21 protein-coding genes and 1 pseudogene are annotated in these 26,450 nt (G+C 55.6%); 16 read left to right on the top strand and 6 right to left on the bottom strand.

Annotation, left to right across the window (positions count from 1 at the left end):
• Window positions 1-209: 209 nt before the first annotated feature.
• Entirely contained in the window at window positions 210-1,202 is a 993-nt protein-coding gene (locus QYL91_RS12215) for a transposase (RefSeq protein WP_302080520.1), read from the bottom strand.
• Between the two features lie 226 nt (window positions 1,203-1,428).
• Between QYL91_RS12215 and QYL91_RS12210 the strand changes: the two genes are divergently transcribed.
• The 3 genes from QYL91_RS12210 to QYL91_RS18205 all read left to right on the top strand — a co-directional run bounded on the left by QYL91_RS12210 (window position 1,429) and on the right by QYL91_RS18205 (window position 3,363).
• Window positions 1,429-2,142, top strand: a complete 714-nt coding sequence (locus tag QYL91_RS12210; protein ID WP_302080777.1) for a DUF502 domain-containing protein — start codon at window positions 1,429-1,431, stop codon at window positions 2,140-2,142.
• Window positions 2,143-2,427: 285 nt separating this feature from the next.
• Complete coding sequence (locus QYL91_RS12205; RefSeq protein WP_302080776.1) at window positions 2,428-3,033, top strand: PAS domain-containing protein; 606 nt, start codon at window positions 2,428-2,430, stop codon at window positions 3,031-3,033.
• 12 nt (window positions 3,034-3,045) lie between these two features.
• Window positions 3,046-3,363 carry an ATP-binding protein gene (locus QYL91_RS18205; protein WP_369685628.1) on the top strand — a complete coding sequence of 106 codons (318 nt, stop codon included), beginning with the start codon at window positions 3,046-3,048 and terminating at the stop codon, window positions 3,361-3,363.
• A gap of 413 nt (window positions 3,364-3,776) precedes the next feature.
• Here the strand turns inward: QYL91_RS18205 and QYL91_RS12200 are convergent, their stop codons facing one another.
• The gene (locus QYL91_RS12200; protein WP_302080775.1) at window positions 3,777-4,994 is read right to left on the bottom strand and encodes an IS701 family transposase; all 1,218 of its coding nucleotides are present in this window, start codon (window positions 4,992-4,994) and stop codon (window positions 3,777-3,779) included.
• 166 nt (window positions 4,995-5,160) lie between these two features.
• A complete protein-coding gene (locus tag QYL91_RS12195) occupies window positions 5,161-8,523 on the bottom strand; it encodes a PAS domain S-box protein (RefSeq protein WP_302080774.1) in 3,363 nt (1,120 codons plus the stop codon).
• Between the two features lie 573 nt (window positions 8,524-9,096).
• On the opposite strand from QYL91_RS12195, the gene QYL91_RS12190 reads away from it, so the two are divergent.
• The 3 genes from QYL91_RS12190 (at window position 9,097) to QYL91_RS12180 (ending at window position 13,079) form a co-directional block, all read left to right on the top strand.
• A complete protein-coding gene (locus QYL91_RS12190; RefSeq protein ID WP_302080773.1) occupies window positions 9,097-11,469 on the top strand; it encodes a methyl-accepting chemotaxis protein in 2,373 nt (790 codons plus the stop codon).
• Window positions 11,466-11,903 (top strand): chemotaxis protein CheW, encoded by a 438-nt coding sequence (locus QYL91_RS12185; protein ID WP_302080772.1) that lies wholly within the window; start codon window positions 11,466-11,468, stop codon window positions 11,901-11,903. Before QYL91_RS12190 ends, QYL91_RS12185 begins: the two co-directional genes overlap by 4 nt.
• Before the next feature lie 132 nt (window positions 11,904-12,035).
• Complete coding sequence (locus QYL91_RS12180; RefSeq protein WP_302082862.1) at window positions 12,036-13,079, top strand: hybrid sensor histidine kinase/response regulator; 1,044 nt, start codon at window positions 12,036-12,038, stop codon at window positions 13,077-13,079.
• Between the two features lie 120 nt (window positions 13,080-13,199).
• On the opposite strand, the gene QYL91_RS12175 is transcribed toward QYL91_RS12180, so the two are convergent.
• Entirely contained in the window at window positions 13,200-13,328 is a 129-nt protein-coding gene (locus tag QYL91_RS12175) for a hypothetical protein (protein WP_302080771.1), read from the bottom strand.
• Between the two features lie 9 nt (window positions 13,329-13,337).
• Between QYL91_RS12175 and QYL91_RS18200 the strand changes: the two are divergent.
• The 5 genes and pseudogenes from QYL91_RS18200 to QYL91_RS12155 form a co-directional block, all read left to right on the top strand.
• Window positions 13,338-13,415, top strand: a pseudogene (locus QYL91_RS18200) (hypothetical protein); the annotation flags it as partial.
• 55 nt (window positions 13,416-13,470) lie between these two features.
• A complete protein-coding gene (locus tag QYL91_RS12170; RefSeq protein WP_302080770.1) occupies window positions 13,471-15,222 on the top strand; it encodes a transposase in 1,752 nt (583 codons plus the stop codon).
• Window positions 15,223-16,872: 1,650 nt separating this feature from the next.
• Window positions 16,873-17,298 (top strand): DUF5805 domain-containing protein, encoded by a 426-nt coding sequence (locus QYL91_RS12165; RefSeq protein ID WP_302080769.1) that lies wholly within the window; start codon window positions 16,873-16,875, stop codon window positions 17,296-17,298.
• Window positions 17,295-18,320: a tyrosine-type recombinase/integrase gene (locus QYL91_RS12160; RefSeq protein ID WP_302080768.1), complete on the top strand. Its 1,026-nt coding sequence runs from the start codon at window positions 17,295-17,297 to the stop codon at window positions 18,318-18,320. The genes QYL91_RS12165 and QYL91_RS12160 overlap by 4 nt, the downstream gene beginning before the upstream one ends.
• A gap of 369 nt (window positions 18,321-18,689) precedes the next feature.
• On the top strand, window positions 18,690-18,836 hold the full coding sequence (locus QYL91_RS12155) for a hypothetical protein (protein WP_302080767.1): 147 nt from the start codon (window positions 18,690-18,692) through the stop codon (window positions 18,834-18,836).
• A gap of 117 nt (window positions 18,837-18,953) precedes the next feature.
• On the opposite strand, the gene QYL91_RS12150 is transcribed toward QYL91_RS12155, so the two are convergent.
• On the bottom strand, window positions 18,954-19,595 hold the full coding sequence (locus QYL91_RS12150) for a helix-turn-helix domain-containing protein (protein WP_302080766.1): 642 nt from the start codon (window positions 19,593-19,595) through the stop codon (window positions 18,954-18,956).
• 369 nt (window positions 19,596-19,964) lie between these two features.
• Between QYL91_RS12150 and QYL91_RS12145 the strand changes: the two genes are divergently transcribed.
• Complete coding sequence (locus QYL91_RS12145) at window positions 19,965-22,703, top strand: efflux RND transporter permease subunit (RefSeq protein ID WP_302080765.1); 2,739 nt, start codon at window positions 19,965-19,967, stop codon at window positions 22,701-22,703.
• Between the two features lie 82 nt (window positions 22,704-22,785).
• Here QYL91_RS12145 and QYL91_RS12140 read toward each other — a convergent pair whose 3' ends face one another.
• Complete coding sequence (locus QYL91_RS12140) at window positions 22,786-23,049, bottom strand: DUF2249 domain-containing protein (protein WP_302080764.1); 264 nt, start codon at window positions 23,047-23,049, stop codon at window positions 22,786-22,788.
• Window positions 23,050-23,237: 188 nt separating this feature from the next.
• On the opposite strand from QYL91_RS12140, the gene QYL91_RS12135 reads away from it, so the two are divergent.
• The 4 genes from QYL91_RS12135 to QYL91_RS12120 all read left to right on the top strand — a co-directional run bounded on the left by QYL91_RS12135 (window position 23,238) and on the right by QYL91_RS12120 (window position 26,431).
• Entirely contained in the window at window positions 23,238-23,618 is a 381-nt protein-coding gene (locus QYL91_RS12135) for a cupin domain-containing protein (protein ID WP_302080763.1), read from the top strand.
• A gap of 297 nt (window positions 23,619-23,915) precedes the next feature.
• Window positions 23,916-24,356 (top strand): bacteriohemerythrin, encoded by a 441-nt coding sequence (locus QYL91_RS12130; protein ID WP_302080762.1) that lies wholly within the window; start codon window positions 23,916-23,918, stop codon window positions 24,354-24,356.
• Window positions 24,357-24,726: 370 nt separating this feature from the next.
• Window positions 24,727-25,824, top strand: coding sequence for a copper-containing nitrite reductase (gene nirK, locus QYL91_RS12125; RefSeq protein WP_302080761.1), 1,098 nt, complete (start codon window positions 24,727-24,729; stop codon window positions 25,822-25,824).
• Window positions 25,825-25,978: 154 nt separating this feature from the next.
• The gene (locus tag QYL91_RS12120; protein WP_302080760.1) at window positions 25,979-26,431 is read left to right on the top strand and encodes a plastocyanin/azurin family copper-binding protein; all 453 of its coding nucleotides are present in this window, start codon (window positions 25,979-25,981) and stop codon (window positions 26,429-26,431) included.
• The last annotated feature ends 19 nt before the right edge of the window (window positions 26,432-26,450 follow it).

Raw genomic sequence — 26,450 nt, 5'->3', positions numbered from 1 at the left:
TTCGGTTGAGAGGGTGTCAATGTCTCTTAGGTGTTGTACGGCAGCAAACCAACCGCTGAATAGACACTATTGTCCTCACCGTCTCTACCGACAATAAGTGCCAATAGAATAATACCGTCAGCAGCATTCGCAGCAGTTGACCCATCGAAGGAGACTCGGAGCGAACGACAGTGAGTTGCTGCACATCTGGCGGGCGTGCAGAAGAGTTCTCATAGCTCAACGATCGGACTTGCGATGTCACCTCCTCGTTCATGGTTAGCGATGACGACAGCCAAACGAAGACAGAGAGCGACGAAGACGTGAGTTTTTGCCCGTTCTCGGCCTCGGACTTGCGGAGTCCCGAGGCCGAGATCCTTGCACACGCCGATTGCTGTTTCGACCTGTGACCGGTTATCGTAGGTGTCGTCAAGCTGCTTTTCCCAGACGCGGACAGTGTCGCTATGTTCCTTGATTCGTTTCTGGATGCGGTACTCGATATCTGGTGGATCATTTGTGTTCCGTGGATTGTACGGAACCACTGGCACGACGCCTGCTTCAATCAGGTCGTCGTGCCAGTCCAACATGTCGAACTCTGCGTCACCAACGAACGTGACTGGCTTTTTGACGGCGAGCGCATCCTGTGTGATGCGCCTCGCCGTCGCCTTGTCCACAGATTTCTCATCTGTGAACTCTGCGGCAATCGGGATGTTGTTGTCGGTCGTCACCAGACAGCAACCGTAGCCGTAGTAAGTCTCCTCAGCTGTACTGTCGTAGTTCCACGAGGCATCCTCGTCCGGGCGAGGCGCCCGGACATCGGTGCCGTCAATCCGAAAGCAAGAACCCAGTTCAACTCGGACGAGCACTTGCTGGAGAATTCGTGAGAAGACTTCCTCAACGACACCAGAGAGATCGTCGATAAACCGGCCAATCGTCCGCCGTGACGGCGGTCGCTCGAACTCGCAGACACGCCAGACATCATCGTTGGCGAGTTCTTGAGCCATCGCTTCTGGTTCGTAGATTCTGTTGTAGAAGCAGTGAAGCAATCCTCGGAACAGTTCAGGTGGATGGAACTCCCGCGTTCGCCCCCGCGGATCGGGGGCGAACACGGGGAATTCATAGAGAAACTGGAGATCAAGATGTTCGAATAGTACTGTTGTCTCGGTTTCCAGTGATTTCAAGACCTCTGTGATCGTATCTTGGTGTGGCAGGGTAGTGGTTGACACATCTCACTGTCCCTGCCTCATCTCCGAGAGAGTTCCTATCGATCCTCCAGAATCGCTGATCAGCCAGCAGAGCCGTGCTAACTATTCTGCACGCCCGCCGCACATCTCTGTACTGGGCGATTGTGACTCATACGAACTGCTCGATCACTGTCAGAATTGCTGTGACCGATTCAGGGGAGTGGTTCAGGGCCCCCACGGTTTTGTGTTAGCCATGAAATAGTGTGGTATGGTACGAATTAGCAAGGAGTATCCGGAGTCGGCGGTCGATACCGGCGGGTTCCTGCGGCGGACGATCGTCACTGGAACCGCTATCGTGCTGCCGGTGTTAATCACCGCCTTCGTGTTCTTGGTTCTCATTGACCTGCTCTCGGGTGTGCTGAACCCGCTGGTCATTCCAATCCAGGAGGGAATCGGAGCTACGTCGTCACTTATTCCCCAGGTGATTGCGATGGTCGTGTTACTTGTCACTATCTTTGTCGTGGGTGGGGTAACTGAGAGTCGCGTCGGTGGTAATCGAATCAAACAGCGCCTGGACAGCACGATGGCGAGGATACCCGGAATCAGCACCGTCTACGGCCCGCTTGATCAGATTAGTAGCATGTTGCTGGAAGGCGATACGGAGAACTTCCAGGAGGTGGTTCTCGTGGAGTTTCCGAAGGAGGGGTCGTATTCGATTGCGTTCCAGACTTCACATCCCCCTTCCCAGGTCACGGCGGCAACCGGAGACGAGGACATGTTGACGGTCTTCATGCCGATGGGACCGAATCCGTTCATGGGCGGGTTCATCCTCCATCTGTCTCAAGAGGAGGTATACGACCTCGACCTCTCTGTCAAGGAAGGCATCTCCTCGATTGTCTCTTTCGGCGTCGCCGTCGAGATAGACGACCATAGCGAGGACATTCCCATCGATCTGGACGGTCTCCAGTCTGACGAGGCTTGACCCGACGACCGGGATTACAACAGTGGGGTCACCGACGCTCGGAATTGGATGAAATAAATCCATCAGTCGCCAGGGCCAGCAGCTACTACTATTTCCCCAATCCAGCCTAAGACTGACCGCAAGACACTGTTGTTTCAAATTGAGATAGACATAATCACCGCTGATGGGGGATACATGGGTTGCGAGGTACACCTCTCTGTGCTGCCATACGAGACCGGGTTCTAGGGGACGGTTGGCGTAGTTCGTGATATTACTACCCACACGGAGCGCGAGCGCGATCTCCAGATGTTCCGCGAGGCTGTCGAACAGACAGGCTACGCCGTTGTCGTGACTGATACGAACGGAATCATCGAATACGTCAATCCAGCGTTCGAGGAGTTGACCGGCTATGACCGTGAAGACGCAATCGGGAATACGCCGACCATGCTCAAATCTGGCCAGCACAACCAAGCATTCTATGATGACCTGTGGGGAACCATCCTCAGTGGCGAGGTCTGGGAAGGTAAAACCGTTAACGAGGGAAAAAACGGCCAACGCGTTGTGGTACACGAGACGACTTCCCCATCAAAAGCCGTGACGGAGAAATTCAAGTGTTCGTCGGCATTCAAAACGACATTACCGCACAGCGATTGCGCGAACAGCAACTCAAAGTGTTCCACTGCGTCCTCCGACAACTTCCGTAACAAAGGGACGGCAATCAAAGGAAACGCGGATGTCTTGGAGCGGTCTTCGAGTTGTGAAGCAGACATCGAGCGACTTCAGACGATTCAGCGCAACGTCCAGTCGCTGATCGATATCAGTGAAAAACCTCACCACGTCAGACAAATCGTAGCGGATGCCCCTCGACGAGACAGCCACTCGAAACCTGTCGTCAGTTATCGACCGTATTAGTAGACGGATCGAATCGTCGCATTCGACGGTGAGATTACCGTCGTAGCTGAGATTAACCGCTCACTGGAGATTGATGCAAGAGCGCTCTACGCCTTCTACGAACTGGTCGAGAATGCGATCAGTCACTCGAACGCGGAAACGCCACACGCTGAAGTGACGGTAACGGCGGACGCGACGACGGCGACTGTGTCCATCTCTGATAACGGTCCAGGGATTTCGGACCAAGAGAAACGTGTCTTCGCAGCCGGAACCGATGATCCGTTGGAGCATAGCTCCGGGCTCGGACTCTGGTTTGCCCACTGGCTCATCCACTACGTCGCGGGAACATAACAATCGATGCCAACGAGTCGGGAACGACAACACTTCCTCAAAATGACGCCATATCCAGTTCAGCGGGACCCTCACTACATCCCACTCACAGGCCGTAACTCGTCAAATGAACCGTACTCTTCTTGCCGCTCATCTGCGCTGTAGTTGCGGATGCCAAGATTGCTGAATGGGATTGGAGTACCGGTGTGTGAACGATTTCAATACGCGGTGTAACCGAAGAACTAGCGATGCCGTTCAGCAAATCACCGATATTTGCAACTCCCTTTATGAAATTTTAGCGCAGTTGCAAATTAGTAGATAGGCCTATAATTTCAAACTGATTGGTTTCGACTGCGTGGTAGGGTGCGTGGAGAACTCTGCCAGACCTAGAGTCAATTATGGCTAGGATTTACAAGTAACTCGACTCTGCACGTTTATAAACTGCCCTCAGAATGGAGAAAGAGGTGGTCGATGTCTTTCATCAGTCCATCGAGATCGCGGTCTGGTTGATCGCGCACCCACGAAAACATGTTGTAGATCGTCTCCTTGAGACCGTGTTCGAGTTGTGATCGGAGCGACGAGGCTTTCGAGACAAGTCGCTCCGAGGCGCTCGGTTCCGGACCAAGCCGAAGAAGGCTGTAGGCCAGCATCTGAAGGTGCCAGTGACGACTGGCACCGTCAGAATCACGAACCTCGCAGTCTCCTAAGCCAAGATCCTCTTTCGAGTCCTCGAAGAATGTCTCTACTCGCCATCTGTACGAATAACTCCGAATAATGTGTGCCGAAGGCGCGTCAATCTTGTTTGTTGCGAGGTACTTGACCGGATTCTCGTCGTCCTCATCGGTAACCTTCTCTGTGATTACCAGCCGAACCTCACCTAATTTCGAGATAGGGACTGTCTTAGTCCAGATTTTGTACGTTTCACCGTCAACTTCTCGCTCTTCCTTGTCGATGCACTCTTCGAGCGCATCGACGCGTCTCTCTTTGTTCGCGTAGGTAACCTGTCGGTTGCCCCGTAGTGGTCCAATCCAGTCCTTGCCGTGTGATTCGACGTGTTCGATCAGACCGGAGTCATGAGCAAACCATGCATCGAAGAGGTAGGTGTCCGCAGGCACACCTACCTCTTCTTCTAATTCCGTGATTATCTCTCGTGCGAGGTCGTATTTTGTCTCCTGTTCGTCTTCCTCGTCCTCGTCGTCGGCCTTCTCGTACTGGCGAAAAGCAAGTGGATAGGACGTTTTCTCATCGGTATAGAACGCGTAGACGAGGTTCTGTCCCCAAACAGGCTCACCCTCAGAGTGATCGTAGAACTCTCCAGCACCGGGAAGAGACTTCCCGGTTCGCTGGATAACTGAATCGTCAATAACGATGTAGCCGTCTTGTGACCAGCGTGTCTCTCCGTGTTTTTGCAGTTCCTCTAACCGCTCGTGATTGAGCTGATCCTCATCCCAATCGTATTCAGTGATGAACTTGTTGAGTGCTCGGTCACTTCCGGCGGGAAGGACCTCTCGTGCAATTCCGGTTACAGTCTTGCTGCGGATCGCAGCAAGACCTGTCACGTACGTTTTGGCGTGAGTCGTTTGATGATATGATAGCGAGTCGAATTCATCCAGCACGTCGGTGCACGAGAGGAAATCCGTAATCGGCAGCATCAGGTTTCAATGCTGCCTACACCACGCCCCTACTTAAACGTGCAGAGCCGAGCAAGTAATTGATCGGCGATGTGGAGGAAACCACTCCGGAGCCCCTCGATCGCAATCCATCGGAGACGCATTAGGACGGCAAAGCGGAGGGAGTCAACCAGACAGTGCCGGAGAACTAGCTCGTGGGAAGACGAACAGTAACCGTAGACCCTCCCGAGTCGTTCGTGTCAAAAGACATCGTTCCGTTCGAACGACGAACAACCTGATTGACGAACCACAGGCCGAGCCCCGTCCCATGGTTTAACGCATTGATTTCGCCGTCCGCTTTCAACACGTTCCATTCTTGTTCTGGAATTCCCGGTCCATCGTCTCGGACCGTCAGTTCAGCCATCGTCTCCGTATCTCGGAGGTGGAAATTAACCCTCGGGTTCGCTTGGTCCGAATGAATAATCGCATTCTCTACCAATTCCCGAATCGCTTTAGCAATCTCACGCCTGGTGCTCGCCTGACAGTTGGGATCCAGATCCGTCTGCACTGTCGCATCAGGATATTGCGTCTGCACGTCTGAGACAACCTGTCTAATTGTCGGAGTCAAATCCACATCCACGGTTTCAGCGGTCTCAGTCAGAAGTTCCGTGATTTTATGTTGATTCTCCGCCATTTCAATGAACTCTCGGCTCGTTTCGAGTATCTTCTCAACATCGGACAGCACCGCCGTTGAACCGTGCGATTCGATAACTTCGGCACGCCCCTGGATTACATTCATGTCGTTTCTCACATTATGACGGAAAACGCGACTGAGAACTTGCAGTTGCTCGCGGTTTGCTTGTTCCTCAGACACGTCAATTATGTGTACCACATGCCCCTTGATATCGCCATTATGCGTTCGAAGCGGCAAACTCCGTGTTTCACCCGGGAAGACCTGTCCCGACTGTTTCCGGAAATCACGGAGGAGTGCTTCGCGGGAGGTATCCGTCGTCTCAAGCAACCGCTCCACATCCGTGTTCTCGTCTGCAATCGTGCTGAGATGATTTCCCTCAATATCGTCACTCTCGTACCCGAACAGGTCGGCAAAGCCCGGGTTGCACGTCGTAATCGTGCCATCGATGTCCGTGACTACAACCGCGCCGCTGACGCTATTAAATAACGACTCGTACCGCTCTTTCTGTTCGAGAATTTCGCGCTCGCGTTCGATCTGTTCGGTGATGTCCCTGAAGATCGCGTAGCTGACCCGTCCCTTTGGCAGACTGAACGTGTTGTGCGTGATTTCCACAGGGACTGTTTCTCCTGTCGAGGAGACGGCGTGAATCTGTGAGCCGTCTGAATACGTTCTCCAAACCCCGCCGTCGTCCGCAGCTGCCTCGTTGAACTCCGCCCTGGCCTGCTCCCGCTCATCGGGGGGATGGAGTTTCGACTGATCCATACCAACAATCTCATCATGGTCCTGCTCGCGCAGTGCCTCTGCAGCTCCGTTTGCTTCGATCACTTCGCCGGTGTTCGTGTCGGCTACGAAAACCGGGTCCGGTGCACTCTGCAGTAACGACTCGTACCGATCTTTCTGTGCGCGTATCTCGCGGGTTTGCTGAACCTGTTCTGTAATGTCTCGGACAACGCCGATACCGCTCTCCGGCTCTCCGTCTTCGTCGAATTCAACCTTGGCTGTTTCCTGTACCCATCGTGTCTTACCGTCTACCACGATCCGATGCTCAATGTCATAGCTTCCCTCTTCCAGTGCCTCACTCCACGCTTCGTCAACTTTCTCAAGGTCTTCGGGATGAACCAACTCTAGGAACCGTTCATACGACATCGGTGTTCCAGGTTCCAAGCCAAAGATTCGATAACATTCGTCAGACCACCGCAAATCGTTAGTATCAATATCCAGATGCCAACTCCCTACGTTCCCGACCTCTTGGGCTTGCTCCAGGTGGGTCTGGATTTCTTCTTCTTTCTCCCTGCGCTCGGTAATGTCCCTCGAAATGACCGCGACACCTCGTCCGCCATCGTAGAGTTTCACCGGAACGAACCGTTGCTCGGCACATACCTCGCCGACCGATTCTAAGAAGAGGTCAAATTCGAGGCTCAACGTGTCCGACCCGTCAGGTTCTCGAACCCACTCGCCGACATCGGGTTGCTCGTCCTCTAAGAGCGCGTCGATCGCGTCCACAAACCGGTGAGGCTCTTCGTCAGGTGCAGCCATTTCCTCGGTGACCGACTCAATCGGGATACCCTTGATCGCCTCAAGGGGCACGTCTGCAAAATCGAGTGCCGCGTCGTTGGCAAACTGGATTCGCTTGTCCTCGTTGATCAGGAACGCGACTTCATTCATCGCCTGCACGACGAGTTCGTGCGTTTGCAGGCGTCGTTCGCGTTCTTTCCGGTCAGTGATGTCGTCGTAGATTGCGACGAAGTGGGTCACGTCTCCCGAGTCGTCCATCACCGGCGCAATGGTGTGGTTGGCGACGAACTCCGCGCCGTCCTTGCGCTCGTTCACAATCTCACCGCTCCAGACGTCGCCATCCAGAACGGTGTCCCATAACTCGGCGAAAAACGCATCGTCATGCTCGCCGGAGCTAAGCAGATCGGGCGTCTCTCCGAGTGCATCGGCAGGCGCGTATCCGGTCAGCTCCTCGAATTCTGGATTCACGTACTCGATCTGCCCATCCACGTCAGTGAAGAAGACAGCGTGCCCGGTGTGCTCGACCATCTGCTCGAACTGTTGCAGGCGCTGTTCGCGCTCCTTCCGCTCAGTGATGTTTCGCGTCGATCCGACGACTTGCGTGACCTCGCCGTCCGCGATTACCGGGGCGATTCTCGTTTCCCACCAAGAGCCGCCGTCGAATGCCGAGAGGTACTCTTCGTACTCAAGGGACGTTCGTTCGCTCACACACTCTCTGTATTTTTCGCGGATAGAAGCGACGTCTGCCTCGTCGACGAGCTTGCGGATCGTTTTCCTCTGGAGTTCGCCGGCTGGAGCGTCAGTGAACGTCTCGTATGCCGGGTTGACTCGATTCACCCGGAACGTCTCTCCATCGTCTTCGACGTCGATGACGAACAGTCCATCCTGCGCGTTTTGGAATACTGTATCTGCCCGACTCACTTTTCGTTGCTGGCTTTCGCGTTCGATTGCATACTGAATCGTCTGTCGCAGGAGTTTTGGGGTGAGATCGTCCTTGACGAGGTAGTCCTGTGCGCCGCGTTGGATGGCTTCGACGCCAACGCCATCGTCGTCAATGCCAGTCAGCACGACGACGGGTTCGTCGCCCGAGGCATCGAGCATCGTTTCGAGGGTGTCGAATCTATCGCTGTCCGGTAATCCGAGGTCCAGCAGAATAACGTCGATATCGGCGTCCCGGGCATCGAGGGCCCCGGACAGCCGTTCGACGTGTCGAATTGCGGGAGCACTATCTCCTTTCGGCCCCGCCTGTCCGTTCAGGTATTCGGTGATCAGGCGGGCGTCTGTCGGGTCGTCCTCCACGAGCAGGATATCGAGGGCTCCAACTCGCCCCTCACGATTGCCTGCCGACGCTGAACGTTCCATATTACTTCATCATAGAGTGTACTTACAAGCTTTCTCTACCCTGGTGGTTACCATCCCGGTTACCGAACAGTGAGTCCGTCTCAGTACAGATGATCGGTGTCGAACGAGATAGGACTGGGGCCTCGAGAAACTCTCGAATATCCCGAATCTGAGCCAGCGGCGCTGTACAACCAGTGATCCGGGACGGTAGGTTGTCGGTCGGGCTGTAACCGCGATCGCCCGGGAGCACCCACGGCAACGCTCGCTGTCCGTGGCGATGCCCGGGACATCCATCCGAGATCAACTGGTTGTTCGGAGATGTTCTGGACGGCATACCGGGAGCGGAGGCCGGAGTGTCACAGATCACCCGACGGGACTCCGTATTCTCGGCGGAAACAGCCACGCTGCCGGACTGCACGTCGCACCTAGGAGCAATCCTGACTATCCGGGGGGTTCCTGTTTTTTCCAGGACACCGACTCGGCGAGTGCATGACTAACTGGGAGTGATAGGCTTTGGTTCTGGTAAGTATGCCACTTTCTTTCCAGTTAGAGAATATATATCCCGATCCTTCGGAAACAAGAGCCTGCATTCACATGATTGACCGAATAAAAATCGACAGTCTCGATTTACGGCCGAAACTGATAATCGCGTTCGTGATTGTGGCCGCGCTGGTCGCCGTGACCGGCGCGATCGGATACACCTCGGTTGCCACCGTCGACGAAGAAGCACACATCATTGCAGAAGATGGGCTGAAGATGGATGCGTCCGCAGAAATGATCGTTGCCATCGAACAGCAGCAGGGTGCGATACAGGCTGCCCAACTCGGTGACGAAAACGCACAGCAACAATTCGAGGAGGCCAACCAACTATTCAACGAAGAGGCACAGCACCTCGAAGAGACGGACTTGAGTCCACAGCAACAAGAGCAGTTTGCAACGCTCAAATCCCAACACGAGGAGTACAACACGCTCGGAACCGAGTTTTTCGACGCGAGAACGGCGGGTGAGACGGCTCTCGCTGAACAGAAAGCCGACGAAATGGACTCCCTTGGTTCCCAAATGGAAGAGGACGCACACGCCATCGAGCAATCGGCACAAGCAGACCTCGAATCGCAAGTCGAGATCGCCGATAGCACGACACAGACCGCACAACTGGAGATTCTCGGGCTCTCCATCGGTGCGTTTGTCTTGGCCATCGGTATTGGTCTGTTCGTCGCCAGGCGTATCACGTCTCCCGTCACGCAACTCTCTGAAGCTGCCATTGCCGCAAGTAACGGCAATCTCGATACTGAGCTTGAGGAGCACGCCGAAAGTGACGAACTCGGGCAGATGGTCGAGGCATTCACGGAGATGCAAGCGAATCTCGGCGACGTGTTCAGCGAACTCGACGCAGTCAGTCGGGACCTCGAAACCGGGGAGCTGGATCGGGATCTGGAGACGGATTACCCCGGCACGTACGGTGAAATCATGCACAGCCTCGATTCGGGGACAGATCGCCTCGCCGCCAGCTTCGACGAGATCCAGGATGCGAGTGACGGTCTGGCGCAGGGCCAACTCGATCAGTCGATCGAGACCGACAAGCCCGGTCAGTACGGTACCGTTCTAGACGCCCTCGGGGTCGGTCTCACGCAACTGTCTGACAGTTTCGCGCAGATCTCTACTGCAGGCGAGGGACTCAAAACCGGGCGATTGGACCAGAATCTCGACGCTGACCAGCCCGGGCAGTACGGAGCTGTCATCAGAGATATCGAGGATGGGACGAATCAACTCGGAGAGAGTTTCGAGCAGATTTCCACTGCTAGCGAAGGGCTGAAAAGAGGCGAGCTTGACCGGCATATCGAGACCGAGTATCCGGGCGAGTACGGCGAGGTGCTCGTGGCCCTCGACGACGGTATCGAACAGTTGAGCGACAGTCTCACCACTGTCCAGGAGATCGCTGACGAGGTCGCCACGTCCAGTGAAAGCACGGCGAGTAGTACCGAAGAGATCGAAGAGGCCAGCGAAGAAGTCGCCGACTCCGTCGAAGAGATATCATATGGTGCTGAGAACCAGAGCGAGAACCTCCAGGAAGTTGCCGGGGAGATGAACGATATGTCGGCGACCGTCGAGGAAATCGCCTCCTCAGCGGAGGAAGTGACCGCAACGGCCTCGACCGCCGTTGAACGGAGTGAAACAGGCCAAGACTACGCTGCTGAAGCGACCGAGGAGATCGAGGCCATCGAAACGCAGGCAGACCAGGCTGCCAAGCAGGTGAAAACGCTCGAAGAGAAGATGGATGAGATCGGGGAGGTCGTCGAGCTGATAACCGAGATTGCAGAGCAGACGAACATGCTCGCGCTGAACGCCTCGATAGAGGCGGCCCGTGCCGGCGAAGCTGGCGAGGGGTTCGCCGTCGTCGCCGACGAAATCAAAGGCCTTGCGGGACAGGTCAGCGACGCGACCAACGACATCGAACAGCGAATATCGGCGATCCAGTCGGAGACAGGCGAGACGGTCGACAAGATGGAGCAGATGGGCGAGGGCGTCGATCGAGGGGCAGAAACCATCGAAAGCGCGATCGAGATGTTCGACGACATCGCAGGCGCCGTTCAAGAAGCTGAGTCGGGTATCCAAGAGATCAGTAATGCGACTGACGACCAGGCGGCCTCCTCGGAGGAGGTCGTTTCGATGGTTGACGAAGTGTCGAGTGTGAGTCAGCAGACCGCCGCGGAGGCGAGCAACGTCTCGGCGGCGACCGAAGAACAGACCGCGTCACTCTCTGAAGTCGCAGACAACGTCCAGCAGATGTCCAAGCTCGCCGAGACGCTTCACAACCAGGTCTCGAAGTTCGAGATACAGGATGGTAGCACGGGCGGGGAGACGATATCGGCCGACCGCACGACCGGGACGGCTGGAGCGGCCCAGGCGGATGGCGGCCAGACTTCAAATACTGAATTTGGCAACGGACAGTCTCGAGAAAGCCAATGACGAGCGAACAAACCGTCCCGGAGAGACCCGACCAGGTGCTCGAGTTCACACTCGGTAACAAACACTACTGTGTCGGCATCGACGTCGTTGACGAGATCGTCAGGCGCCAGTCCGTTACTCCTATGCCGGATACACCACCGCAGGTGGTCGGCATGATGGATCTCAGAGGAGAAACAACGACCATCCTTGACCCGAAACAGGTTCTTGAGATAGGCAACGACCGGGCGACGGAGTACGTCATCATCTTCGACCGGCAGGGTGACCGTCAGATCGGCTGGCTCGTCGACGAAGTTCACGAAGTCGCGGATCTCTCAAAACCCGAGATTAACCCGGTCGATGATAGCAAATATCTGAACGGAGTCGTCAGTGAGAACGATCAGTTCACGATGTGGGTCGACCCGTCGACCCTGAACGGAGCGGTTGCCAGAGAGTGAGGGTACCGTTGCGCAGGACTCTCGTCAATTAACGAAGTGGTGTCGGTCCTAGGTTTCCAGTAGGTATACCCGCCATTCTCGCCGCCAGGGTGCCACGGTCACTACAAAGCCCCGGACGGAGACGTCGAACGTCTGGCCGACGCCGTCGAGGCACGGGACGATGAGGTCGACGTTATTCTGCTGGATCTCGGGTTGCCCGACAGCGATAGATTCGAAACCCTCGAGGCGATGCTCGATGCCTCGGGCGACGAACCCGTCGTCGTGTTGACCGGCCTCGACGACGAACGCGTCGGTGTCGAAGCCGTCGAACGCGGTGCACAGGACTACCTCGTCAAAGACGACCTCACGCCGAAACTCCTGCGACAGACACTTCGGTACGCCATCGAACGCGAACGACAGCAGCAAGAACTTGAACGCCGAAACGAAGAACTCGCGCTTCTCAACAGGATCGTCAGACACGACATCAGAAACGACGTGACAGTCGTCATTGGATGGGGAGATGCGCTCAGGGAACACGTTAACCCGGCAGGCGAGGCACATCTTGATCGAATAATGAGTGCGAGCGAACATATCACGGACATCACGGACACTGTTGGCGACTTCCTCCAGATACTCGACGGCGAGAAAGACCCGGACCTCCAACCGGTCGACCTCTCAAGCGTTCTCCAGACCGAAGTAGAGAAGGCCCAGTCTGTCCACGGAGACGCGAGTATCACGATCATCGGCGATCTACCCGACGGACTGCGGGTGTCTGCTACGGGACTCCTCTCGTCAGTTTTCCGGAACCTCCTGAACAACGCCGTCATACACAACAATAAGGAGACACCCGAGATCATCGTTGACGTGGAGGTGGGGGCGGAGACAGTTCTCGTTCGCGTGGCCGATAACGGACCTGGCGTCCCCGACAGCCAGAAAGACGAGATATTCGGCCGTGGCGAGATGGGGTTACAGAGCCCGGGGTCGGGAATTGGGCTCTATCTTGTCGACACGCTCGTCGACATGTACGGCGGCGGGGTTCGAGTAGAGGACAGAGAGAAACACGATTTTCCGGCCAGCCAGTTGGAACCCGACACTCATTCCGATCGAAGTTCCCGAGACAGTCGCCAGGATACTCGCGTTGATGATCCTGGTAGCGTCTTCGCCGTCACTTTGCAGTTGCATGACGTTAGCGGATGAGGGTGAGTCTATAGTAACCCTTCTAACAGTACGCGCGAATCCCCAACTTAGTTGTACAATATCTTTCTCTGTACAAATGTCGTGCTCTCAGCCGGTGATCCGTGCTGTCAGTCGGGTGTTCTAATATAGTTCTAAGTTGATAGATTCGGCAAGCAACTCGTCGGTTCGGTAGCGCTGCTGGCCGAGCGTGGTGAAGCACTCCAGCGGCAGAACGAACGCCTCGAAGAATTTGCCGATGTCGTTGCACACGACCTTCGGACCCCACTGACGGGAGTGGTTTGTTCTCTCGAAATCGGCCGCAAGACGACCGAGTCACGGTTTTTTGAACATTGCTAGCAAACTCACGGCCGCATCGCATCCAAAGAAGACCAGGTCATAATGGGGGCCACCGATGACCGATACGTCCGATATCGACGACCTTGAGCAGGTCCACACAGGGCTGGCCAAGCATGCAGACGACATCATCGAACACGGAACCGAATGGCCGGCACTCGGGGACGGTCTCGATGCGAGTCGCTACGCTCACGAAGACCCGTACCCTGACTGGCATGAGGGCAAGGACTTCGAGCCAATGTTGCTCGCTGTCCTATGGGCACAGACCGAGGACGAGTCCGTGACTGGTATCTCCGACCGGCTGGCGGACAACCCCGAAATCGCCCGTTCGTTCGGCTTCGACGTCGATGATATCCCGCACGGAGATACGTTCGCGCGAGCGTGGCGGAAACGCTTCGAAGACCTCCAAGACAGGATTGAGCGGTGGGGTGACGACATCGATGAGATGGCCACCAAGCGCGGTAGCCCAATTGGTTCCGGCGGGTTGAACGCTGATGAGACAGCCGGGTCATCGAAGCGTACTGAGCAGCGGTTACTCCGAAAGAAAACGCGAGAGGTGATGGGGCAGATGGGCGAGATAGTGTACCCTGCGCTTGATCTCCCACGGCCAGAGAAAGCAATCTACGATGAAGAGAGCCTGATGGAGCTACTCACCGTCATGGGTATCCAGAGTGGCGCCGCAAACAGCGGTTCCGAGATCAATGGTGACCGACTTGATGCCCTGCGGAACCCTGACCTTGACGACCCGTTCTACGTGGATGGGCTGACCGGTGAGACACTGTTAGACTCGATTCACCAACTCGAAGTGCAGGAGATCACCGACATGGTGAATCGTGGTGCTGAGCGCGCGCTCACGCGCATCAAGCCGCACTCTGAGTTCCCTGAGCCAGTCTACCTTGCTATCGACGCCACATACGTCGCGTACTACGGTGAACGTGAAGGAATGGAGTGGGTTCAGGGCGCTCCCGAGAACAAAGAGTACCGGTGGTGTCACAAGTTCGCTACCGCGACCATTGTCGGTGAGAATGTCCACATGGTCGTGGGGATGATCCCGATTGGGAACGCGGAGGCTCGTGATGGAGACGCGTATCCGGGAGAAGAAACCAAGTCATACCGCGTCGGTGAGGTCGTTCGAGACCTCCTAGAGATAGCAACGGACCACGTTCGGGTCCGGTGCGTGTACGCCGACCGAGAATTCGCAGCTGCGGATACGATCAAAGCCTTCGAAGAATACGGCGTGAAGTACATGATGCCAGCCCCACGGCACGCTCGGCTCAAGCGGTGGCTACGTCGGAACGTGGATGTTGAACAGGGAATTCTCGCAGTCGAACAGGAGTGGGCGATCCGAGGGGCTGTGAAGGACGGCGTGGCGAATGAGCGGATTGAAACAACGCTCATCGGTCTGCCGGGCGATCCTGATAAGGAACAGTACGGGTTTGGAGAGGCAGACAACGACGATGACGATGCCGAGAGTAGGAAAGGTGCGGTGCCGTTCTTCACGAACACGCACGTTGATGACAAGATCGCGGTGGACCGCCGGCAGACCAAGCGGAAGGTTGAGCAGTATAATCGTCGGGGCGGCATTGAAACTGCGTACAAGAAGATCAAGGAGTTCGCTTCGTACACGACGTCGAAGGACTACAGTGTCCGCCTGTTTGAGTTCGGATTCGCCGTCCTGCTGTACAACATGTGGTTGCTCGTTGATTTCCTCGTGCAGGTCGGGATGGACGTGGAGTTCCGTATGAAGCCGCGTATCACAGCACAACGATTCTTAGCGTACCTGACGCGGCGAATGAACGACTTCGTGTAGGGTGGCTCCCTACTTCGGGTCCGATTTTCCGTAGAGCCATCAGTACCCATTACCCCGATTTTTCGCTGTCATCACCGGAAAGCTGGTCGCAAACGCGATTTGGGTAGGTTTCTGATCGAAATTCGTCGAGATCTCGCGGTCTCCCGGCCGGAAAGTAGGCAAACCCGTTCAGCAAATCCGGGCTATTCTCAACTACCAATCTGCGATTTCTGTATAGCTATATACGATATACTTATGGTGCTAAACATCACCTATCACAAAAATAGATAAGTTGACACTTAGTTTCTGTGAGAAATCTAAATGCCTTGGCTAAAGGGTGAACGTCTCGAATTTGTTGCTGAAACAAATCGCGACCTGAACATTCGATGCGAACACCGGACCTCCGTACTTCTGTCAGGTGTGCGGACTTAGCGTAGAGTGTGAGCCGCGAAAATGCAGCACTCCGTGAACGTTCGATGACTGTCTGGATAACTGGTCACCAACGTACCAAAGCCATCACCCTAAGACACGGGATGTTGCGTCTCCATTTAGTGCCCCGGTTCCACTGCTGATAAGGGGACATTCTACGGTTCACATACGGATTACAAGATACCATCACCGGTCTTCGACCGACGGCCGCATAGAAACTCATGCAGATGACAGTAATATCGAGTGGATTGCGACTTTTCTGACGGTGCCTCACGACGCAGATTGAATTCCAACTATCCAGGAAGGTACTGTTATTCGACAGCGAGTTCAGGAACCGCCCATTTTTGTTGACGCATCGGTGTCACTTAGTTTCAAAGCCGGTAGGCTGGCTCTATCTTCAATTATTCACACAAAGGTAAAATACGGCCGTGTCACCGCTTTTGGTATCAGGGCGGACAGGGTCTATACCGACGACTGCCAGGTGCAGCCAGACAAGGAGTAGTGTTCAGGACACCGACAGTGACCCACAACCAGGACAAAAATCTGGGATTGTTGTACCTACGATACTCGAACTACCGAAACGTAGGGTGAATGCTGGGTGGGTCTGGGTTCTATCGCTGGTCTCAGCCAGGTTCGGTCTGCCGCGTTGATTAGCGACGCCTGGCCCGAGGTGATGCATCGCCGATTTGGAAACCACGGAGTCACTTCCTGACGAGGCGACCAATATTCTTCCCGCCGCCACGATTACCGCTATTTAGTAGAGCAGGTATGACGATACCCGAGTCACGAGTTGAATTGAGCTCGCTAGGGAAACATATCATGGGGTCACGAGTAGTCCCCTCGCATCGAGCCAAAGTGTGGCGCCGTAGAGGAGAGAAAAGTTTGCCAATAGGTCCAGCCTGTCGCATTGACCGTCACCAGCGGTAGTTCAGGTGCGTTGTCTGAGAAGGTCTTGGACAGGTATATAAAAGGTCTGTTCGACACCATCTTCTGAACTCTACTCCAGGGTTCGAGAGGTAGAAAGTACACCCTCCACGATCGAGACAAACTAGCGGGCTGAATTAAGTTCTAGCCAGCCTGCGATATTTCATACACAAATACAGATTTTAGATGTGTATCTAATACTCCGAGATTGTACTCTGCGGCTAACAGCCCCAAATTTCACTATCATAGCTACAAATAAGGGCCTTTAGCTGTGAATACAGGATTAGATTGATGTGGGTGGGGTCCGACTGTCCGATAATGGCAGCTGATTCCGAGGATACGTCGAAGGTCGTCGTTCAGACGTACCTTCCCGAGTATCAGCGCGACGAGTGGGACACACACGCAGACGAATTGGGCATGAGTCGGAGTGAGTTTGTCAAGACCATGGTCCAGGCCGGCCGACGTGGATTCGAGGGTGCGACCAAACCTGATGCGGAGCCGACACCGCCAGCCCCACCTCAAGAGCCAACTTCGGGGGCTGACGAAAACACACAAACACCCGAATCACTGCGTGAGGCGGTCGTTGGCGCGCTATCGGCGGATGATTATCGGTCGTGGGACGAATTGCTAGCGACCGTCACCGACGACATCGAATCTCAACTCGAAGAGACACTCCAGGAACTCCAAGCCGACGACCGCGTGCGATACAGCGGCCGCCACGGCGGGTATACACTCGACTCATGAGTAGCGAGCCTGAGGAACGACAAGCGACACAGGATGCTATCGAGTATTTTCTCGAAGATATTACCTACCAAGGTAAGAAACCGAGAACACGCGAGGCGTATCAGCGCGTCCTCACCGATTTCGAGAGCTATCTCGATTCAAGGGGGCTCACGTTCGACGATGCAAATCACAGGGACTGCATGGCCTACGTCCACAGACTCCGTGGGTCGGTGGCGAGCAGTACGGTCGCCACGTATGCCTCCTATCTCCACAGATTCTACGATTACATGGTCCAGGTCGGCCGATTCGACGAAAACCCGATGGGGTTAGTCCTTGAAGAAATCGACGAATCGATCAATACGGACCCTGCCAGGCGCGACATCTCCATCGTCGAGATGCGGGACTTTTTCGCGACGGTCGCACATCCGCTGGATAGAGCCGTCATTGGGACTCTTTTGAAAACCGGGATGCGAGCCGGTGAGCTCTGCAATCTCGACTTGCGCGACCTCAAGTTGGCTGGTGCACCTGTCGCTCTGGACCACCGCGCAAACCTTGACGGACGTGGTGATGCCGTCTACGTCGACGCTGACCCGTCTCAGGGCGAACAGTACAACGGGCAAGAGCGGACTGCATCGAACAAGCGGAAACGCCCGACGACGATACCTGTCGACGAAGAGTTGGCATATCTCCTGAAACAGTGGTTAGCAATCCGTCCAGACTCCGTAGCGTCGGCTAATCCACTCTTTGTATCGACGTCGGACCGCTGGGGCAGACGTCTCACGCCCGATATGGTCCATCATCTCGTCGAGACCCACGCCCGTGATGCAGGCTGGTATCGTGTTGGTGGCGGCCCCGAGGAAAACGTCACGCCACATTACTTTCGGCACTTTTTCACGACTCACCTCCGGGATCGGACCGGCGACCGTGGTATCGTGAAGTACCTCCGGGGTGACGTTGCCAAGGATGTTATCGATACGTACACGCACGACTGGGGTACTCGAGTTCGTGACGTTTACGACGAAAACATCTATGCAATACTCTAACGCGGCTATATGGTTGGGTAGAATATATAAATTGAGTATAACTTCTGGCCAGGGCAAACGATCCAATAGTACGTAAACTGTATGCCGCTATATGGAAATCACTGTTGGGCGCTGCACGTTTTCGGGATCTCAATTTCTACCAACCACTAGTTCGCTAATACGTTGTTTGGGCAGCAGTACCGTGTGACGAGACAGCTATGAATTCGAGAAGCGTCTCAAACGGTCGATATGGCGACTAATGTGACGACTTGAAACCGCTTGCTATCCCGCTCAGAACTACAATGAGTTCGTAACTCAGTGAGTGGTATTTAAGACCAGCCCGATAGCGAACCGAGTTCAGAGATAACCGAACGCGATGAGTTCCGTACGATGTCGTTCCGGATGCTGGGAATTCAGCGACTTCTCAGCGTCCGAGTCGAACAGGAAAACCGCAGACTCAAAGACGAAAGTCTTGACTCCGTTCCCACTGCCCGCTTTCAGGAACAACTCACGTCGGAGGACGTCCTAGAGGAATAACCGCCAGCGTCGATCGTCCGTGACAAATCCCTAGCCCAACGATCCGTGTAGAGTTCCGTAACACGACAGCAAATATCATAGCGTGGTGCGCATCCGCCGACGCGTACCCCGGACAAATTACGCGTTCATGTGCTCTTCGACGAACCAGTGGATGATGTGGCCCTCGGCACGATGGAGCACGTCGCTACACGTTGCATTCGCGACGCCGAGCGTCTCCGCGACATCACCCAACGTCGATTCCCGTGGTGCGAGGTAGTAACCGGCTTCGACGGCGGCCATCAGCACTTCTTGCTGGCGGTTGGTCAACAATTGGTCAGCCTGGCTCGCACCGATCTCACGAACGTACTCGATAGAAAATCTGAATCCCAGATCGTCGAGGTGATCGCGGAGGCTCGAGAGGCGACGCGTCGATGTCGTCACCTCCCATGTGGCCTCCCCGTCTTGGATGTCGAACGGCATCTTGAGCGGCACGCCAGCCCGCCAGACGGGGAGAAGCGGGAGGGGATTCGCTGTCTGTATCTGGAGGAGCGCTTCGTCGTCGTGTTTCCAGAGCAACTCGAGGTCCTCGACGTCGTCGCGGGTCTGAATGTCGGTAATGATAGGTAGCGGGTCAGTTGACACGAGTCGGACGAGTCCGATACCGGTTCCTTCGCCAGGGATACTCGCAACGACCTGAAACAATACCTCTGGATGATCGGCCGAGATGTCTCCGATCCATGTACGTTCCGGGATGTCGATAGTGAGTTTCGCGTGTGGCATCGGTGGCAGGTCACCCTAACAGTTCGCTAATAATAGCGGCAGTTGCGAATATATTAGCCACTCCCTCGAAAAGTCGTACTGGTCACTAACCGGCCGAAGAGTATACAGACACATAATGTCGATACTCTACGAATATGTGGGAATAGGACCGGACTCTCAACTTCCCGTCGTCCGGACTTTTGTTGACGGAACGCTGTCTCGCGTCAAGTGTGACGTAGCAATTGCTGTGGCTCGTGCCTCGTCTATGTCTTCGAAACCGGTGGTGAGTAGTCAGTAATGTTCGACATGAGTGAGAGGATCACGGACAATGCCCGGCTCGTTATCGCGATTATGGTCATTGCGTCTGCGGTCGTCGCCGCTGGAGTACCGATGATCGATCGCTCGACATCGCTCGACCAGTTCCAGACCGACGCCGACGAAGCCGACGCGCTCGATTACGTCGCCGCAAATTTCTCTAGTGGGACGACGGACACGACGTCCGCACAGGTCATCGTCCAAGACGACAACGTCCTGGATAAGGAGACGCTTGTTTCCATGCTCGACTACCAGCGAGCGCTCCAGACCAACGACACAGTCAACGAGACGCTCATCGAGAACGACTCTACCCGAAGTGTCGCGAACCTCGTTGCGACCGCAGCGGTCCGCAATCAGCGGGCCGCTGAACTCCAGACTCGCGAACGTGAATTGGCCAGGACGGAGGCGAGCCTGATAGAGACTCTCGAGACGCTCGAAAGCAACCCGAACGCCAGCGTCTGTCCCGCGTTCGAGGCTGTCGACGCCAACACAGCAGTGAACCTCACGGAGGCGGACTACACGCTGTTCGAAGCCGCCGTCGAGGAGGGGTGGGAATCAACTGACGGAGACGAAACGTCCAACAGAACCGCCACGGCAAGCGCGCAAAACACGACGAGAGACCGTACGGAGAACGTCACGAAGCAGATTCTCGCGGACGAGTACGTAAGTCTTGCCGAGGGCAGACGCGAGTTGGCGAACCTCGACCCCACACTCGGGACACAGAGCAAGAAACTCCGGTCGCTGAACGGTTCGGAAGTCGAGACCCTCGTCGCGGACGTACTCGCCGGAGATTCCGACCGGTCGGCACGAGCACTCGCCTTCATGCCCGACTACTACGAACCGGGAACTACTGAGACAAACGCGACACTCCTCGTCGTGACCCAGGAGTCCACAGGCGGGTCGTTCGCACCCGGTGACGCACCCGAAGAGATCGAAGACGCACAGGCTACGATGACGGACATGGCGCCGGACGACGACTCACTGTCCGTCTTGGTCTACGGTGACGGGATCGTGTCGACAGAGATTATGGACTCGATGATCGACAGCGTCCTGCTGGTCGGTCCGCTGGCGATCGTGTTCGTCTTGCTCGTACTCGTGGTCATCTACCGAGACCTGCTCGACATCCTGCTCGGTCTCCTCGGAATCGCGCTGGTTCTCGTGTGGACGTTCGGTGCGATGGGATGGTTCGACATCGCGTTCAGCCAGCCGTTTATTGTCGTCCTCGTCCTGCTGATCGGTCTCTCCATCGACTACGGCCTCCACGTGGTGATGCGCTATCGCGAGGCCCGCGAGTCCAGCGAAACGCCACCCAGCCGCGCAATGGCTGTCGCACTTGAGAGTGTTGGGATCGCACTCGTCTACGTTACCACGACGACAGTCATCGGATTCCTCTCGAATCTCACGAGCCCGCTCGGAGTCTTCCGCGAACTCGGCGTTGTCAGCGCTATCGGAATCGTGGCTACGCTACTCGTTTTCGGACTCCTCGTTCCGGCGCTGAAAGTCGAACTCGACGAGCTATTCGAAGGCCGAGGAATCGACCGGGTGAAACCTGCCGTCGGAACCGGGGGCGGCTCGGTCAATCGCCTCCTGGATACGGGTGCAACACTCGCGACGAAGGCCCCCTACGTCGTCATCGCCGTCGCGCTCCTCGTCAGCGCGACGGGTGCGTACGGGGCGACAGATATCGACGCCAGCTTCGAACGGTCGGACTTCCTCGCTGAGGATCCCGACGATTGGTTGAAGGACCTCCCCGATCCAATCGCGCCAGGGACGTACACGGCGGAGACAGCGATCGACACGCTCGACCGGGACTTCGTCAGGCAAGACACCACGGCCACGATACTCGTCAGGGGCGACGTGACTAACCCTGTGACACTCGACCAGCTCGATGCCGCACGTACGAACGCCAGCGACATGTCGGCGACGGAAACATACGCCGACGGAAAGCCCGCCGTGACCGACCCGACCACGGTAATGGACCGCGTCGCCGCGGACAACGAGCCGTTCAACCGGACGTTATCGGCTGCCGACACAGACGGTGACGGCATCCCTGACGAGAACGTAACCGCGGTCTACGACGAACTCTTCCGGGTGGCACCCGGTGACGCCGCTGAAGTCATCCACAAAGAGGACGGCGAGTATCGGGCTGTCCGGATGGTCGTGACCATCGACAATGGCGTCGACGACGATGTCGTCCGCGACCAGATGGGGTGGGTTGCCGATGACGCCGACGGGGAGGGCGTTTCCGTCATCGCGACCGGGGACGTCATCGTCAACCAGATCACGGCCGATCAGCTCGCGGAGACGGCGCTCCTGAGTCTCGTCGTTGCGCTGCTGTCGGTATTTATCGTCCTCGCGGCGGCCTACCGGCTCACCGAAGGGAGCGCATCACTTGGCGTCGTCACGATTGTTCCTGTTGCATTCACTCTGACGTGGGTACTCGGAACGATGTCGCTGCTGGACATTCCGTTCAACATCGTCACTGGGATGATTACCGGGCTCACTATCGGGCTCGGCGTTGACTACAGCCTCCACATCAGCGAGCGGTTCAATCAGGAGCTCACTGACGCTGAGACGGTTGCAGCTGCGTTACACGAGACTGTAACTGGGACCGGAGGGGCGTTGCTGTCGAGTGCGGCGACGACTGCCAGCGGATTCGTCGTGTTGCTCGTCGCGATCCTACCGTTCCTTCAATCGTTCGGCCTTATCACCGCACTGACGATCGTCTTTGCGTTCCTCGCCAGCGTATTCGTACTCCCGAGCCTACTCGTCGTCTGGGTTCGATTGGTTGGACGTGACCCAGCCGCGAAGTAGCTGTCTGGAACGTAATCTCGAGAAAGTCCCGTAGAACTGGAAACGACTGCACCGATAGGCCACTGGTATGTGATGGTGGCTGCTAGGGTTTCCAGATTGCAGTGACTACATCCTCCCCGGATTCGAGGGTCTCATACTCGTACCCCCGCTCTTCTAATTTCGGATACAGATGCTGCGGTCGTCGATCATTTATTTGGATTAAAATAGCGGTCTCCTCCATCTCTAAGAGAAGTTCTAACGTGTTGCGTAGTGGCTGGGGCGGTGGCAACTCACTAGCATCGATGATCTCGTGAGGCCGATCTTCCGGCGCATCGGTCTGTGAGAGATACTTGCTGGCTTGTTCCATACTCTTATCTCCGATCTTCGACCACAAGACTGTTCGACCGAAGATATTCATGCTGAAGCAAATCAAATAAAGAGCAGACACGTTCGGGTGAACTGTATTGAGGCTGGGACGCGACCGGATGACTGTATGATAACAGACCTACGTGGTACTGCTCACGGGACGAGTCTCAATTACACTCGGGTGGTCAGATGACCGCGACGAGTTTCAACGATGAGCGCGCTTACGACGACAACCAGTTCTCGGCGGTGGAAGTATCCCGAAGTGAACGGATGAAAGTCGTCTGCGGGTATTTTGAACCCGGACAGTTTATTCCAGTCCACGCGCCCGGGAGCGACGTCGCGATTCATGTCCAATCAGGAACCGGCCTGGTCCGGGACGGTGACGAAGAGCACCACGTTGAACCCGGCGACGTGGTCGTCGTCAAAGCCGACAGTAATCGAGGTGTCAAGGCTGACGGTGATACACGTCTCGAAGCGCTCCTCGTTACTGCGCCGCCACCCACTGACGCTGAACACGAACCGGTCCGTCAGGGACTCCAGCAGAACGACTTCGACCCAACAAACGCATGATACTACTATAGCGACTCGATGAGACTGACGGAAAGTTACCAACACCGCTTTCTTCGATTCAGAACTGAAAACACACAGACTCGCATTCAACAATAGCGAAGAAATCACTCCCTAACTGACAGCTATGCCAATGGTTTCGTCAATATGGGGCTGTGCTTTGGACCTCTCTGAAGTCGAATCAATCACTCCCGTTGAGAGTGCCGATAAAGTGGGCTGAGGGAATATGTGCGGTATATACTTTCAGACATTGAAAATTGGAGGCGAGGATATTAAACTACGTCTTCCTGATAGTTGTGTATGCCCCTGATTGAGTGGGACGAAGAGCGCCACAGTACCGGCATCCAGACAGTCGATGACCAACACATGCGACTGTTCGAGTTACTCAACGATCTTCACGCGGCGATGGAAGAAGGACGGGCGGACGAAGAGGTCGGAACTGTGTTGCAGGACCTCGACGAATATACCGAGTATCACTTCACCGACGAAGAGGGTATGATGCAAGACTGTGGCTACGCCGACGAGTGCAACGGGTGTTTCAACGACCACAAGGAGGTCCATGCAGAGTTCGCCTCGCGGGTGAGTCAACTTCGAGAGCGCCACGAGGATGGCGAATACATCACGATGGATGTCCTACAGTTTGCCCGCGACTGGCTTGATTCCCACATAGCGGGGGACGAGCAAGACCAGAGTTACGGAGAATACGTCCAGCGCGAGTTCACCGACTACACCTACGAGTGAACGATTACAGCGGTGGTGAATCGGGAGATAAGAGACCGATGGTTGGTTTTGAAGCGGTCCAGCGCCAACTAACGTCGCTATCGCCGTCGAGGACATCGATCTCAATAAGAGTATATCTGCTTGCCGTTCTTCGTTTTAGACACAAGTTCAACAAGCAGACCGTCTTATTCGTCGCCTTCGAGCGAAACTGAAGGTACAATCATCGGTATTGAGTGAGTCTGGGAGCTGGAAACGCGTGTAGCAACCGTTTCCCGACATCTCTGGATATATAATCGACCGAATAAATTCGCATGACCTCCCAATTCGAGAGAACGCCGTGTGGGGTTCATGTGCATGCCACGATTAGATATGTGTGTAGGGTGAAACGATAATGTTCGAAACTTCACGCCGACGCGTCCTCCAGACGCTCGGCCTTGGCGGTGCGGCATCCATCGCAGGTTGTGCAGCAGATGCACCGACGGCAGGCAATGGACAGGCTAAAACGAACGGTCAGCAATCACAGCCACAGATTGATGCCGACCAAGTTGCAGCCGACCCGACTGTCCTCCCAGGCCCAATTGACCGAGACGAACCGACGACTCACGAAATAGAGCTTACTGTCGAAGAGGTCACCGCCGAAGTCGAACCTGGCGTCACGTTCGATTACATGACCTTCGACGGGCAAGTACCGGGACCGATGGTCCGGGTTCGACAGGGGGACACGGTTGAACTCACGCTACGCAATGCAGAAGACAACAACATGCCCCACAACGTTGACTTCCACGCTGCGTACGGAACTGGTGGGGGTTCCGATGCGACGACTGTCAATCCCGGCGAAGAGAACAAACTGAAGTTCCAAGCACGGTATCCCGGGGCCTTCATCTACCACTGCGCAGTACCGAATCTCGATTACCACATCTCCGCGGGGATGTTCGGGATGATCCTCGTCGAACCTGAGGAGGGGCTCCCAGAGGTGGATCGTGAGTTCTACCTCGGCCAACACGAACTCTACACGGACAAGGAAAATGGTAAAGAGGGTCACCACGCCTTTGATTTTGAGTCGATGACCGCAGAGGAGCCGACCTACGTCCTCCTCAATGGCGAGAAATACGCGTACGCAGCAGCGCGATACGGCCCGCTGGAAGCAGAAGTTGACGAGACTATCCGCGTATTCATGGTTGATGGCGGCCCTAACGTGACCTCGAACTTCCACCCCATCGGGAACGTCTGGTCGAAGGCATGGCCGAATGGCACACTCGCCAGCGTGCCCGATGAGCACGCTCAGACGATGAAAGTAGCGCCGGGGAGTTGTTTCGTGGGCCAGATGGAGACGCCAGTTCCCAGTCGTATCAAGCTAGTCGACCATGCGCTCAGCCGGGTTGCCCGCAAAGGCCTCCTCGCTGAGATCGACGTGACTGGCCCAGAAGACGAAGAGATATTCGACCCTGACTTCGACGGCTCGAGCCACGAAGGCCCGATATACGAGTAACTGTCACCGACTTCTTTGCACTCAGAGAACCGAACCGTTTGAGAGGCGGTTGGCTATACAGATTTTCGCCACCCGCAGAGATAATCAAAGCTACAAAAGCGAATATGTTCGGGAACGGCCTGTTGTATTTGTCGTAAGTATCTCACATACAGCAATGGTCGACACAAATGAGACACCAGTCGTTCGGCGGCGGAAAGTCTTGGCAGCTATCGGAACAACCGCAGGTGTAGCGCTTGCAGGGTGTAGTTCAGGAGATAGTGAAAACGGCGGTAGTGACGGAAGCGGAGACAACACTGTGTCAGTGGGCCCGAATGGCAACCTCGTGTTCGAACCACGAGATATCACAGTGAGCGTTGGTGAAACCGTAACATGGGAGTTTGACAGCTCCTCGCATAACGTCTCTGCATGGCCGGAAATGAACGACCAGATCTCGATACCCAGCGGCGCCACTGGCTTTGGCACAATGGAGCAAGGAGGCAACGCATTCGCGGTTGTTGACGAAGGCGAAACCTTCGAGCACACCTTTGAAACAGCCGGTGAGTACACCTACGTCTGCGTTCCACACGCCGCATCGGATATGGTCGGAACAGTTACTGTCGAAGAGTAGTCAACGACTATTTTACCTC

The sequence above is a fragment of the Salinibaculum rarum genome, assembly GCF_030505615.1.
In the GTDB taxonomy this organism is placed as follows: domain Archaea; phylum Halobacteriota; class Halobacteria; order Halobacteriales; family Haloarculaceae; genus Salinibaculum; species Salinibaculum rarum.
Note: the sequence above shows the minus strand (reverse complement) of the source record. Positions and strands in the feature narration are given on the sequence as shown.